Below are 13,522 nucleotides of genomic sequence, written 5' to 3'. Positions count from 1 at the left end.
TGAAATCCAAAACCTTCACCGGCTCCCTCCAGGGATGCCGGTGTACTTATTTCAAACCGGAAACGATGGCGAGCGACGGTCGGCAGTCATTGGAGGCATGCCCCGGGACCAGACGATGTGCCCAGGGAGAAATGCCAACGATGTTTTCATGTTCGGTTCATGAGGAGAAGAAGGAGGATATAGATGAGTTACGTTATCGGAGTTGATTTGGGGACCAGTGCCGTGAAGACCGTGCTGGTGGACCGCAGCGGCACGGTGGTTGCCGAGCATTCGGAGTCATACCCGCTGAGCCAGCCGAAGCCCGGTTACAGCGAACAGCGGCCGGAGGACTGGGTGGACAAAACGGTATTGTCGTTACGACAATTAATGAAAGGAAACAACATAAATCCATCCGAGGTTGAGGGCTTGAGCTTCTCCGGCCAAATGCATGGTTTGGTCCTGGTAGACGGAGAGGGCGCCGTGCTGCGGCCGGCGATCTTGTGGAACGATACCCGGACAACGGCGCAATGCCGCCGCATCGAGGAGACCTTGCAGGAGAACCTGCTTGGCATTGCACGCAATCGCGCGCTGGAAGGCTTCACTTTGCCGAAGATTCTCTGGGTTCAGGAGTTTGAGCCGGAGCTGCTGGAACGGGCTGCCCTGTTCCTGCTGCCTAAGGATTACGTGCGTTTCCGCTTGACCGGACAATACGCGCTGGACTACTCCGATGCAGCCGGAACGCTGCTGCTGGACGTGGCCGGTAAATCCTGGAGCACCGACATTTTGGATGCTTTCCAGCTGCCGCACACTTTATGCCCACCGTTGGTCGAATCCTTCGACGAATGCGGCACGCTGCTCCCCGAGATCGCCGAGCAAGCCGCTCTGCTGCCGGAGACGAAGGTGTTTGCCGGCGGAGCGGACAACGCCTGCGGAGCTATCGGGGCCGGCATTCTCGAAGAAGGGCAAACGATGTGCAGCATTGGTACATCGGGCGTGGTGCTGTCCTATGAGGAGCGTCGTGAGGTGGATTTTGAAGGGAAGGTCCATTTCTTTAACCATAGCGAGAAAGATGCTTATTATATCATGGGGGTAACCCTAGCAGCGGGATACAGCCTGACCTGGTTCAAGGATACCTTTGCTCCCGATGTTTCCTTTGACGCGCTGTTAAGGGATATCGGGAATATCCCGGTAGGCAGCGGCGGGCTGCTGTTCACGCCGTATATTGTCGGCGAACGCACGCCCCATCCGGACGCCACCATCCGCGGCAGCTTCATTGGCATGGACGCCGGGCATAAGCTGCCTCACTTCGCGCGTTCGGTACTCGAAGGGATCACGTTCTCTCTCCGCGAATCCATCGATATCCTCCGGTCATCGGGCAAGCAGATCGACCGCGTGATTTCCATTGGCGGCGGAGCCAAGAACGAGACCTGGCTGCAAATGCAGGCGGATGTGTTTAACGCCGAAATCGTGAAGCTGGAAAGCGAGCAGGGCCCGGCCATGGGCGCGGCCATGCTTGCAGCTTACGGCTGCGGCTGGTTCCCAAGCCTTCAGGATTGCGCGAAGGCGTTTTTGCGGCAGGCACGCTCGTATTCTCCAAACCCGCAAGCGGTTCAGGCCTATGACAAATTGTTTGGACTCTATCAAAGCGTATACGGAGCCACGCGTGAGCTTGGCGCGGAGCTGTCCGAATTCCGCGGATAACCTACAGTTGTTGAAGAGCAGGTCGGGAAGACATTTCTCCCGGCCTGCTTTTTTTGCGTGAACGCTCCGGACCGCATATACTTGAAGCAGGTTGAAGTCATAAGCAGGTTACGCTGGGGAATGAGGGTCAAACCTCTTCGATGGGAACCGGTTTGGATATCGATTCTCAGGTTCCTTTTATTGGATGGCCTGTGATCATTGTGTAACATCTGCGGCCAATCCGATTAAGGATGGCGCGGGAAGTGTAAAAAAAGTGATGGGGGGACGCCAATGAAACTGACAGCCGAACTGAAACGCCAGAAAATCGTTGCCATCGTGCGCGGCATTACAAAAGAACAAGCGGGCTTCGTGGGGGAAGGATTGAGCCGGGGCGGAATCCGGTTTATGGAAGTGACGATGAATACGAAGGGCGCTTTACATATGATTCAGGATTGGCGCGCCCGCTATGACGGTGACGTGTATGTCGGCGCGGGTACCGTCCTTGATGTGGAGATGGCCAAGGAAGCGGTCTCTGCGGGAGCCCAATTCCTGATCTCGCCGAACACGGATCTTTCCGTCATCGAATTTGCCCTGGAGCAGGGAATCGACGTATGGCCCGGGGCGATGACGCCAACGGAGATCGTTGCGGCGTACGCCGCCGGGGCGGAGATCGTGAAGCTGTTTCCAATGGCAAGCCTTGGCTTGTCATTTATCCGGGAGCTTCAGGGCCCGCTGAATCACATTCCGCTGCTTGCCACGGGCGGAGTTACGCTGGACAATATTCCGGATTATTTTAACGCAGGCGCGGCAGCGGTGGGTTTAGGGAGCGCGCTGCTTCCGAAGGATGCCCTTGCGTCCGGCAATACGGACGAGATCCAGCGCCGTGCAGCGGCTTTCGTGGAAGCGGCGAAATAGTTACACTTTGTTCATCCTTAACCACGCAGGTTATGTTTTGGAAGCTTACTACATAAGGAATATATAGACAAGTTATGGTATTATTTAGGTAGCTTGGTTATGTCATTGCTGCCGTGTACAGGCACTTGTTGAGGATAGCATCGTGTGTAAGTAATGCATGGTTAGGTTCAAGTAATGGAAGGGAGCGAATGTAAGTGAATCCATCGGGGAAGAAGAAAGTAAGGGTAAAAAAGACCGTTTGTGCGGTTACGGCTACGGCCATGCTTTGTTTGGCGCAGCCGGTATGGGGGGACAATTCCGTTCCGGGCAGCGGAGTCGCTGTATCCGAAACGGTAACTTCCGTCGGCAGCAGTGGTCAAGCCGGTTCCGAAAGCGTTACGGATAACGAAATACCGAAGGGCGCAAAAATTTCGTCCAAACAGGCGGAAGAAATCGTGAAGAAGGCTTTCCCGGAACTCAAGAACGTGAAGGTGTCGAACGTGCAGTTCCTGGAGAATGACGACATGAGATCGAGCGCGCTTGCATGGGATCTGCAATTGGTGCTGACCAAAGGGAACTCAACCTCCGGCTTCAATGCCCAGGTCAATGCGGTTACGGGTGAACTTATTCATATCTATCTCCCTAATTCTTTGTTGAAGCTGGATAGCGACAAACCGGCGTTAACCCGGGAAGCAGCCAAGGAGAAGGCGCTGAAATGGATCAGCACCCATGTGTCGGACGTGAAAGCAAGCGAGCTTAAGGAGAATGAAGCGTATCTCGGTATGCAAGCAGCTTTGTTCAGTCCGCCCCGGTTTGATTTTTATTTCCAGACCTCGGTGAACGGAATTGAATCGGATGTGAACAGCATTACGATCACGCTGGATGGACAGGGCAATACGATTCAATATTCCCGCAATCAAGTCAGTGAGGAGTTTCCTTCATCCACGCCGAAATTGAACGAGGCCTCGATCCGCAAATTGTTTGAAGATCAATTCCAAGTATCCTTGGCGTATGTGCCGGAAAATTTATATAACAATGCCAAAGGCGAATATTTTTTAGGTTACATACCTAATGATCTGTCAGGTTATTCAATGGATGCCAATACCGGCAAATTCATCAGTTTCACGGGGGAAGAGAGCGGGCTTGTCTCCGTTGAGGACGGCACGATTCCGGCAACCGAAGAAACCTTTAAGCCGATCGCGGGTCCATTCGCCGGCGGTGATGCGGCAGCCCGATGGGTGGAGTCGCAGATCAAGCTGCCGTCCGGCTTGAAGACAGAATCCAAGACGCTGGGTACAAGATGGAACAACAAAGAGGTTAAGACGTGGAACATCAGATGGGGCGAACATAGTATCTCCGCCATGGGCGGAGGAGAGATGGTATCCGCAGAGGTGGACGCCAAGACCGGACAGATCTACTCGTACAACCGTTATCGTTATGACCGGACCGAAACTGCGGAAGTGAAGAACCCGATTTCGCAGCAGGCTGCGCAGGAGCTTGCTTTTGAGACGGTAAGCAAGCTGGTACCCAACGCTTCCGAGGAATGGAAGCTGACATCGGTTGATAAAATGGGCAAGGACACGAAAACCCTCAACTATCAATTTTCATTCCAGCGCTATGTTGGCGATATTCGCGTCATGGGCGATTCCCTGAACCTCACGATTGAGGCCAACGGGCAGATCCAGGGCTTTAGCGTGAATTCGGAAGGCGTCCTCTCCAAGCTGCCAACGGACGTAAAGCCGGCTATTACCGAGGAGCAGGCAAGAGCGCAGTATTTGAAGGAGATTGACCTGAAGCTGAAATACGGCTATTACGGCGGTTACCTGTCTGCCAATAATGAAATCACGAAGCCTTTCATCAAGCTGATTTATTATCCGACACATAAACAGCAGGCTTTAGGCGGCATGCAGGTACCGCTTGATGCCAAGAGCGGAGAATGGCGCGATATCATGCCGGAAATGAACCGCAAGGATATTCCGGCAGTGACTGACGCGTCAGGGCATTCGGCCGAAGCGGCTCTCAAGGAGCTGGTGAAATATCGGGTATTGGTTCCGGACAAGGACGGCAAGGTGTACCCGGATCGTCAGATCACCCTTGGCGAATGGTATCAGCTGGTAGCGGCTTCGGTTAGCCCGTCCTACGAGCAGCTATACGGAAGATCCACCATGGATCCGTACGCGGGCCTGCAGCCGGACCATCCGTATTACCAGGCCATTCAAGTGTTGATCGGGCAGAACTGGATTCCGTATGACCCGGACAGCCCGCTGCAGCTGGACCGTAAGCTGACCAGGGATGAACTGGCAAGCTCGCTGACCCGGATTTTGAATTACGAGAAGCTGTCCAAAGCCTTTATTCTTCCAACCGATGTGCAGGGGATATCCGATGCCGACGCCGTGACGAACAAAGGCGCAGCCCTGATCGCGCTCAAGCTGGGACTTCTTCCGGCGGTGGATGGCAAGTTCCTGCCTAATCGCGAAGTGACGCGCGCGGAAGCGGCTGAGGTTCTGGTCCGCATGTCGAAGCTGGCGGGACGAAGCGATTCCTTCTTGTCCTCATTCTATTGGTAGTATTTAATATTCGTGCCCGGTCGACAAAACTAGAACCCTTAAGCCCTGATGTTATGTGTTACAATGATGGTGCATACGGATGAGGAAGATGAAGGGCGGGTGTACCGATGAAACGAAGCCGAGGAACGATCGTTAAATTACTGTTCATAGGGACTTTGGCGGTAACCGTTGCAGCAGTACCAGAACCAGCTAATCTCAGTGATGTCTATGCCACTTCCAACAAAGCGGTCGTGAAGTCGGTCCATGCGATACAGCAGAAACTGCTGACAGCGATGAGCGACAGGCAATCGACGGTGCGTTTTGTTTACCAGGGCGAGACCAAATCGCTGAAATCGCAGCTAAAAGACGCACTTGATCAGGCGATGGCCAGTGATCCTTATATCCATTACACCATCGCCAGCTATAGCTACGACTATCGTGGAACATCCAGTTCCGCCAATGTTACCGTCCGGTTGAGCTATCGCGAGACCGCGGAGCAGACGAACTACGTGAACCAGCATACCGACCGCATTTTGAAGCAGATCATCAAGCCGGGCATGAATGATCATGAGAAGGTGAAAGCCATCCATGATTGGGTTGTCCGCAACTTGAAATACGATACAACGCTTACGAAATATACGGCCTATGACGGGCTTTACACGGGTAGCACGGTATGCCAGGGTTATTCTCTATTAACGCATAAGCTGCTGAAGGAAGCCGGGATTCCGAACAAAATCGTGGAGGGTACGGCTTACGCCTCCGACAATCCACAGGGCCAGCTCCACGCCTGGAATCTAGTCCTTCTGGACGGCAAATGGTATCACTTGGACACGACGTGGAACGATCCCGTGCCGGATCGTGACAACGAGGTGTCCTACACGTACTACCTCCGGACGGATGAGCAGATGGGCCGGGATCATACCTGGGTGAAATCCTATCCGAAGGCGAATACGCTTTACCGCAATACGCTGGCCGGGCTGGCCGCGAAGGATCGTTCGAAAGCGGGAGCATACGAAGCGATTAAGAAGGATCTGGAGTATCAGCTGTACGATGCCCGCGCCATCGTCAGCTCCCACCTTCAGCTTCAACCGCTGGTGAAGGCAGCGAAGGCGGAAGGCAGCCGCAAGCTGGTATTCCGGTTTGACGGCAGCGAGCGAGAGCTAGTGAGCGTGCTCCAGCAGCTTCAGTTAAAGAACAATCTGGGGTCCATCAAATATTATCACAATGCTTTTGAAAACACGGGTGATCTTAGAGTGCAGATCATATGGTAGATGTCCGTGCCAAATGAAAAACAGCTTCCTCCCAACAACGGGAGGAAGCTGTTTTTTTTTTGCATGTTCGTCTTCATTATGATTTGGCATCCGTGCTCAAATCGCACTCATCCAAAGGCACGATGCGGCTCTTCTTCATCAAGCGGTAGCCGAACCAGATGGAGAGGAACAACGGAATGCTGACATACGTGGCAATGATCGTTAACCAATCGATCTCCCCGCTGAAATTGCCTTGACCGATAATGGCCACGAGACAGAGCAGGAAAGCGAAGATGGGGCCGAAGGGGAACCAGCGCGCACGGAACGGAAGATCCTTCAGGTCCTTGCCTTGGGCAACGTAGGCTTTGCGGAAGCGGTAATGACTCACCGCAATCGCCAGCCAGTTAATGAATCCGCACATCCCGGAGGCGTTCAGAAGCCACACGTAAACGACGCCATCGCCGAAGAAGGAGGCCAGGAACGCCAGCATGCCCACGGCGGAGGTTACGATCAGGGCTGCAACCGGCACGCCGCGGCTGTTCAGGCGGCTCAGCCATTTCGGAGCCATGCCCTGCTTCGCCATGGCATACAGGACGCGGGTCGAGGCATACATCCCGGAGTTGCCGGCCGACAGCACGGAGCTGAGAATGACCGCATTCATTACGGAAGCCGCAAACGCAAGGCCGGCTTTCTCAAACACCAAGGTGAATGGGCTGACACCGATATTGTCGACCCCGGATTGAAGCAAGCTCGGATGGGTGTAAGGGATCAGCATGCCGATAACAAAAATGGCGAAAATATAGAAAATCAGGATGCGCCAGAAAACCTGACGAATGGCTTTGGGCACATGTTTTCTCGGATTCTCGCTTTCGCCTGCGGCTACCCCGATCAACTCGGTTCCCTGAAAGGAGAAGCCTGCGGCCATAAACACGCCGACCAGCGCGAAGAATCCGCCGTGTACCGGCCCGTCGCCTAGGCTGAAGTTGCTGAATCCGACCGCTTCGCCGCCAAGAATGCCGAAAATCATCATGACGCCGATGATAAGGAAAACAATGACGGTCGCTACTTTAATGATAGCAAACCAATATTCCGATTCGCCGTATCCTTTGGCGGATAGAATGTTTAAGCCGAACATAATCGCCAGGAACAGAAGGCTCCATAGGAATGAAGGGCTGTCCGGGAACCAGAACTTGATAATAACCGTCGCCGCCGCGAGTTCGGCGGCAATGGTAACGGCCCAGTTGTACCAGAAGTTCCAGCCGACGGCAAATCCGAAGGCGGGACTGACAAACCGGGAGGCGTAGGTGCTGAATGAGCCGGAATCCGGAAGATACGTAGCGAGTTCGCCCAGGCTGGTCATCAGAAAGTAAACCATGAGGCCTACGGCGGCATACGCGATAAGCGCTCCGCCCGGACCGGCAGAGGCGATGGCCGTTCCGCTTGCCAGGAACAGGCCCGTACCGATCGATCCGCCAAGGGCGATCATCGTCATATGACGGGCTTTAAAGCTCTGCTTAAGCGAAGCAGCCGGTGCTTTTTTGCGATTCAAGGTCGAACACTCCTTCTATACATTAAGAAATGATATTTAAAATATACCCTGTTAGAACAAAAAGACCGCAGGTCCTATACCTGCGGTCTTGATCGTATCCGCATCATACCCTCCATGAAGATAGCACAACACGGGGAAATCCCCGTGACAGTTCCGTCTCTTTCGACAACGGCCCCAGCACAGGATATAAGAGGATACCCTGCACTTCGGCATTCATGCCTTTCACTGTGCTTCACCGGCTTCTCTTTGCCTCGGCACAACTACTGATCATGTCTGCAACCTCTACCTCATCTTGGAATGATGAGGCTATCTGTATATTCAATTCTAACAAGAGAGTCCTAAGTATAAATCACATTCCATGTTAGAAGCAATGGATAATTTTTACGGTTCAAGGCGGTTTCCCGCTGTGCGATTACGATTGATTCCGTTTAGCCATTTGCTGCCAGACGGTTCCGGCAGCTTCTTCGCCGGATTCGATGCGCTCCAGCGCCATTCGCGCCTGGAGGCTCACTTCGAATTCCGGATCGTTGGCGGCTTCCTCAAGGGCGGAACGTGCTTCCTCCGTACCGACTTCATACAGGAAGCGGGCCGCACGCCAGCGAACGATCTTGCTGCTGTCTTTGAGCGATTCGACCATGACCGGGGTAGCGGCGGCATCGCCGATATCGGACAAGGTATCTCCAGCGGTACGGCGAACGGCCGGGGTTTCGTCGCGCATGGCTTCATACAGAAGCTCCATCGCTTCAGGCGTCCGAAGGTCGCCCAAATACACAACGACGAGCCGGCGGATCTGCATCTTCGGATCCCGAAGCGCTTTGCGAAGCAGCGGAAGGTGTTTCTCCGTCGGCTCCAGCGCATCCAGAGCGGCATAACGCACGCGCCAGTCCTCATCCTGCATCGCGGCCTCGGTTTCCTCGTCCGTCAGCTTCCGGCGCTGCTCGACGAAATCCTCGTCGCTGGCACCGTGGGCAATCGCCTGGGCAATGACCTTATCGAGGCGCTCCTGCGGGAATGCGGCTTCCAGCTCCTGCTCCACGTCACGGGCGATGTCTCCCAGCTGGCCGTAGCGTACGCCGTACTCCTTGAGCTTGCGTTCCTTGATAAGCGTCGAAGTCCCTACCGCGGCTACGGCTTGGGAGAAGCGCTCCGACAGGCCGATACGTTCTTCCTGATTCCCGCTTTTGACACGAATTTGCATCGGAATATTGCGGAAATATTGCACGAACACTTGGGCTTCCCCAAATGCGATATCATCCGCGCCTTCCTTGAGTCCGGCGGCGAGCCCCTCCTGGCCGAATATTTCCTGAACGGCGCCCAGGATGGAGGGCCAATCGGCGTTGCCTTTACGGTCGAGCGCGATGAAATCGAGGGTATGGAACACGCTCTTTACGCCCGGGATATGGAGCAGCTGCCTGATCCAGGGAGGAGCCGACCGTTCGTTGTCTAGTGTATATGTTCTGCGAATTCCGGACTCCAGGGTTTCATCAAGATGAAGCATCATGGAGTTCGGGCTCGGGGTTGGTTCAATGAATGTAATTTTCATGGGTTTGTTTCGCCTCCTTATCCTCTTATTGTACCTCTTTTCCATGCCGGAAAAAACATCATGCACAGGATTCCAACAAATTGACCGGACTTTGGATAAAAAGAGGAAGGGTTTGTAAAACTGATAATGTTGGATAGGAATTCATTCATGCTTTTCAAAGAATTACGGCGAAGGGCGGCACCCCTTGCGGGAAGTCCGAAATACATAAGGGAGGCTAGGCTGTCGATGTACAGGAAGCAGGAGAAAAAGCTTGCGATTCTATGCTTTATCGTGGCCGCCATTATGCTGTACGGTGCCGTGAAAGGATATTTGCGCTACATGCATCATTTTGGATAACACACCCGAGGAGTGAACCTGATGTCATCACTGGATCCAGTACTGATGAGCCGCATACTGACCGGACTGACCCTGTTTGTACATATTGTTCTGGCAACCATCGGCGTCGGGATTCCCATTATGCTGGCTCTGGCGGAATGGAGGGGGATCCGGACGGGGGATGACCACTATACCTTGCTCGCCAGGCGCTGGGCGCGGGGATATGTGATTACCGTGGCTGTTGGCGTCGTGACAGGAACCGCCATCGGCTTGCAGCTCAGCCTGCTGTGGCCCACCTTTATGCGCGTAGCCGGTAAGGCCATTGCGCTGCCGCTGTTTATGGAAACCTTCGCTTTTTTTGTGGAGGCGATCTTTCTTGGCATTTATCTCTATACGTGGGATCGGTTCAAAAACAAATGGACCCACCTGCTGCTGCTAATTCCCGTGGCAATCGGCTCCTCCGCTTCTGCTTTCTTTATCACGAGCATGAATGCATTTATGAACCAGCCGCAGGGCTTTGAGCTGGTGGACGGGGTGTTTACGAACGTGAATCCGTTCGTGGCCATGTTCAATCCGGCGACGCCGACCAAGGTGAGCCATGTGCTGGCGTCGGCGTTTACGACAAGCGCTGCGGCGCTGGCGAGCATCGCGGCTTTCAGCTTACTTCGGGGAAGCAGGCACGTCTATTTTAAGAAAGCGCTGAAGCTTACCGTCGTTTCCACCTTTGTTTTTGCCGTGGCCACCGTGATGATCGGAGACTTTTCCGGCAAATTCCTGGCCAAATACCAGCCCGAGAAACTGGCGGCCGCCGAGTGGCATTTTGAGACGATGACCGAAGCCCCGCTCATTTACGGCGGCTTTCTGGATGAGCATAACGAAATCAAGTATGCGTTAAAGATTCCGTACGCGCTTAGCATACTGGCAGGGAACAGCCCCAGTACGGAGGTCATCGGCCTGAATGAATTTCCGGAGAACGAGAGACCACCCATGTCCGTGCATTATTTTTTTGATTTGAAGGTGACCAGCGGCGCCGTGATCGTTCTGATTCCTCTCCTGTATATGTTCCGAAGGAAACTTCCTGGCAAAAAGCCTTACCCAAAGTGGCTGCTGCTCAGTATATTGGCTTTAGGGCCTCTATCGATGTCAGCCATATGGCTGGGCTGGTTCCTTGCTGAGATCGGAAGGCAGCCGTGGATTGTGCGGGGATATATGAAGGTATCGGATGCGGCGACCACTTCATCGAGCGTCGGCTGGATGCTGTTGCTGTTTATTCTACTGTATTTGGTCTTGTCCGTATCCGCAATCCGCGTGCTGAGCCAATTGTTCCGGAATAAAAGCGCGGAAGAGGAAATCCGGCTGCTGGGACTCGAAATCGAAGGAGGAGACCGCAAGTGAGCTATGCCATGATAGCCATAACCGTTCTATGGACGTTCCTGTTCGGCTATTTGCTGGTGGCCTCGATTGATTTCGGCGCCGGATTCTTCAGCTTCTATAGCGTGCTTACCGGACATGAGAACAAGATCCACAATATCATCCAGCGATATCTGTCCCCCGTTTGGGAAGTGACCAACGTGTTCCTGATCTTTTTTGTGGTCGGACTCGTCGGATTCTTTCCCGATGCCGCGTATTATTATGGCACCGCGCTGCTTGTCCCGGGCAGCTTGGTGCTCGTGCTGCTCGCCATCCGAGGCGCTTACTACGCCTATCATACGTATGGCAGCCAGACGGGCAACAATATCGTATACATGGGACTATACGGAGCGACGGGGCTGCTCATTCCTGCCGCCTTGTCGACGATATTGGCCATATCCGAAGGCGGCATCATCTATATGGACGGCGGTAAGGTGGAGCTTCACTGGTACACGTTCTTCACGAATCCGTACACGTGGTCGGTCATTCTGCTTGCCCTTGTCAGCGTTCTGTACATCTCGGCGATGTTCCTGTCCTATTACGCGCAGCGTGCCGGGGATGAGGTGGCGTTCGGCGTGGTCCGGGGTTATGCACTGGGTTGGAGCGGGCCGACGATCCTGGCTTCGGTGTTCGCGTTTTTCCAGATCAACCATCAGAATCCGGTGCATTTTGGGCAAATGCTGGATATCGCCTGGATGTTTATCGCGTCGTTCGTCTGCTTTGTCATCGCGGTATACCTCGTGTGGAAACGCATCCGCCTTGGCATCGCATTTATCATGGTCATGCTTCAATTCGCTTTTGCCTGGTACGGATATGGTCGCTCGCATCTGCCGTACATTCTCTATGATTACATCCACATTCATGAGAGCATCACCAACGATACGATGGCCATCGCTTTGATTACCGCGTTTATTCTCGGCTTCTGCGTCTTGGTGCCTTCCCTGATCCTGCTGATGCGATTGTTTTTGTTCGATGCGAACTACATTCGCGGCAAATCCGCGAAGAAGGGGTGAGGCAAGTGGAGGATTTCGGCATTTTCATAGCACCGCTGCTCACGGTACTGGCTGCCGTAGCCTTTATGGCGATTTACGTCGTCAAGTATAAAGACCCTTCGGATTGAGGGATGGACAAAATAAAGCCGGGCTGTTTCGCCAAGAATCATTCGGTGTAAAAAGAACAACAAAGCGCAAAGTTGAGCGGATAGCTCAATACGGGTAAAATACAGGGTAATGGAAGGAGGAGGCTGCATGCCAAGAATTCGCTATAACAATATCGATAACGTCAGCACGGACAAAACGCTTAAACAGTTCAAGCAGTGGCGCGACGAACGTCGTCAGAAGAAGAAGGATTATTCCTACTGCATTCCGAACCTGACGCCGGATCTTCAGTATTTGCATAGCAACCGGCACGAAACCTCCGTTACCTGGATCGGGCACGCCACGTTCTTCATTCAATACGAAGGCATGAATATTGTGACTGATCCCGTATGGGCGCGGAGAATGGGGTTTAATAAGCGCCTTGGGGAACCTGGACTTCCCATTCATGAGATCCCCCCGATCGATGTCATTTTGATATCGCATTCCCACTATGACCATATGCATGTTTCCTCGATCCGTAAGCTGTACCGTGCGGACACCACCATCATTGTACCGGTTGGTCTGCGTCGGAAAATGATCAATAAAGGCTTTCGCCGCGTGATCGAACTGCAGTGGTGGGAATCGGTCGCCATAAAAGGCGTGAAATTTTCCTTCGTGCCGACACAGCATTGGACGCGGCGCACGCCGTTTGATACGAATACGTCCCATTGGGGAGGATTCGTGATGGAGCCCGTGCTGCAGGATGGAAAGACGGATTCGAGTTCTTCCGATGAATCGGCATGCAATAACGAACCCGTCGCTGAGGACGGCACCCGACTGCTTCCGCCGAATTTGTATTTTGCGGGAGACAGCGGATATTTCGAGGGTTTTAAGCTGATCGGCGAACGGTTCAACATTCACCTCGCTTTGATGCCGATCGGGGCATACGAGCCGGAATGGTTCATGACGTCTCAGCACGTCAATCCGGAAGAGGCGCTGCAGGCGTTTCAGGACGTGAAGGCGGAGACGATGATTCCGATGCATTACGGGACCTTCAAGCTGGCCGATGATACGGCCAGGGAAGCGCTGGACCGGATGGAAGCGGAACGAAAGCGGCTCGGGATTGCCAAGGAGCGGATTCGTGTCTTGAAGTACGGGGAAACCTTCAAGGTTCAGCCGGAACGAAGAAGCGTGACTTCGTAACAGAAACCCGGAAGCGATTCCGATCGGCATACACACTACAGACTGCCTAAGAAGGCCCGAAAGGTCGTATAACCTTT

The 13,522-nt window shown here is 53.7% G+C and carries 10 protein-coding genes and 1 riboswitch; of the genes, 8 read left to right on the top strand and 2 right to left on the bottom strand.

The features are described from left to right. Positions 1-183 precede the first annotated feature (183 nt). From xylB to HMPREF9412_RS22590, 4 genes are all read left to right on the top strand, one after another. Positions 184-1,680, top strand: a complete 1,497-nt coding sequence (gene xylB, locus HMPREF9412_RS22605; protein WP_009594063.1) for a xylulokinase — start codon at positions 184-186, stop codon at positions 1,678-1,680. A gap of 270 nt (positions 1,681-1,950) precedes the next feature. Beyond that, complete coding sequence (locus HMPREF9412_RS22600) at positions 1,951-2,574, top strand: bifunctional 4-hydroxy-2-oxoglutarate aldolase/2-dehydro-3-deoxy-phosphogluconate aldolase (protein ID WP_009594066.1); 624 nt, start codon at positions 1,951-1,953, stop codon at positions 2,572-2,574. Positions 2,575-2,768: 194 nt separating this feature from the next. Beyond that, positions 2,769-5,120, top strand: coding sequence for a YcdB/YcdC domain-containing protein (locus tag HMPREF9412_RS22595; RefSeq protein WP_009594111.1), 2,352 nt, complete (start codon positions 2,769-2,771; stop codon positions 5,118-5,120). A 107-nt stretch (positions 5,121-5,227) separates the two neighbouring features. Next, positions 5,228-6,370, top strand: coding sequence for a transglutaminase domain-containing protein (locus HMPREF9412_RS22590; protein WP_009594081.1), 1,143 nt, complete (start codon positions 5,228-5,230; stop codon positions 6,368-6,370). 76 nt (positions 6,371-6,446) lie between these two features. On the opposite strand, the gene HMPREF9412_RS22585 is transcribed toward HMPREF9412_RS22590, so the two are convergent. Then, positions 6,447-7,898: an amino acid permease gene (locus HMPREF9412_RS22585; RefSeq protein ID WP_009594067.1), complete on the bottom strand. Its 1,452-nt coding sequence runs from the start codon at positions 7,896-7,898 to the stop codon at positions 6,447-6,449. A 113-nt stretch (positions 7,899-8,011) separates the two neighbouring features. Then, positions 8,012-8,191: riboswitch (Lysine riboswitch) on the bottom strand. Positions 8,192-8,310: 119 nt separating this feature from the next. Next, positions 8,311-9,441, bottom strand: coding sequence for a virulence factor (locus tag HMPREF9412_RS22580; protein WP_009594093.1), 1,131 nt, complete (start codon positions 9,439-9,441; stop codon positions 8,311-8,313). A gap of 357 nt (positions 9,442-9,798) precedes the next feature. Here HMPREF9412_RS22580 and HMPREF9412_RS22575 point away from each other — a divergent pair, with 357 nt between their 5' ends. The 4 genes from HMPREF9412_RS22575 (at position 9,799) to HMPREF9412_RS22565 (ending at position 13,445) form a co-directional block, all read left to right on the top strand. Then, positions 9,799-11,151 (top strand): cytochrome ubiquinol oxidase subunit I, encoded by a 1,353-nt coding sequence (locus HMPREF9412_RS22575; RefSeq protein WP_009594104.1) that lies wholly within the window; start codon positions 9,799-9,801, stop codon positions 11,149-11,151. Next, on the top strand, positions 11,148-12,179 hold the full coding sequence (locus tag HMPREF9412_RS22570; RefSeq protein ID WP_009594061.1) for a cytochrome d ubiquinol oxidase subunit II: 1,032 nt from the start codon (positions 11,148-11,150) through the stop codon (positions 12,177-12,179). Before HMPREF9412_RS22575 ends, HMPREF9412_RS22570 begins: the two co-directional genes overlap by 4 nt. A gap of 5 nt (positions 12,180-12,184) precedes the next feature. Next, positions 12,185-12,286: a cytochrome bd oxidase small subunit CydS gene (gene cydS / locus HMPREF9412_RS33780; protein ID WP_015737491.1), complete on the top strand. Its 102-nt coding sequence runs from the start codon at positions 12,185-12,187 to the stop codon at positions 12,284-12,286. Between the two features lie 127 nt (positions 12,287-12,413). Further along, positions 12,414-13,445 (top strand): MBL fold metallo-hydrolase, encoded by a 1,032-nt coding sequence (locus tag HMPREF9412_RS22565; protein ID WP_009594074.1) that lies wholly within the window; start codon positions 12,414-12,416, stop codon positions 13,443-13,445. Positions 13,446-13,522 lie beyond the last annotated feature (77 nt).

The sequence above is a fragment of the Paenibacillus sp. HGF5 genome, from assembly GCF_000204455.1.
Lineage (GTDB): Bacteria > Bacillota > Bacilli > Paenibacillales > Paenibacillaceae > Paenibacillus_AQ > Paenibacillus_AQ lautus_A.
Note: the sequence above shows the minus strand (reverse complement) of the source record. Positions and strands in the feature narration are given on the sequence as shown.

Coding starts and splice junctions, on each gene's coding strand:
- HMPREF9412_RS22580 (WP_009594093.1), bottom strand. CDS start 9,441: ATGAAAATTACATTCATTGAACCAACCCCGAGCCCGAACTCCATGATG.
- HMPREF9412_RS22565 (WP_009594074.1), top strand. CDS start 12,414: ATGCCAAGAATTCGCTATAACAATATCGATAACGTCAGCACGGACAAA.
- HMPREF9412_RS22575 (WP_009594104.1), top strand. CDS start 9,799: ATGTCATCACTGGATCCAGTACTGATGAGCCGCATACTGACCGGACTG.
- xylB (WP_009594063.1), top strand. CDS start 184: ATGAGTTACGTTATCGGAGTTGATTTGGGGACCAGTGCCGTGAAGACC.
- HMPREF9412_RS22600 (WP_009594066.1), top strand. CDS start 1,951: ATGAAACTGACAGCCGAACTGAAACGCCAGAAAATCGTTGCCATCGTG.
- HMPREF9412_RS22590 (WP_009594081.1), top strand. CDS start 5,228: ATGAAACGAAGCCGAGGAACGATCGTTAAATTACTGTTCATAGGGACT.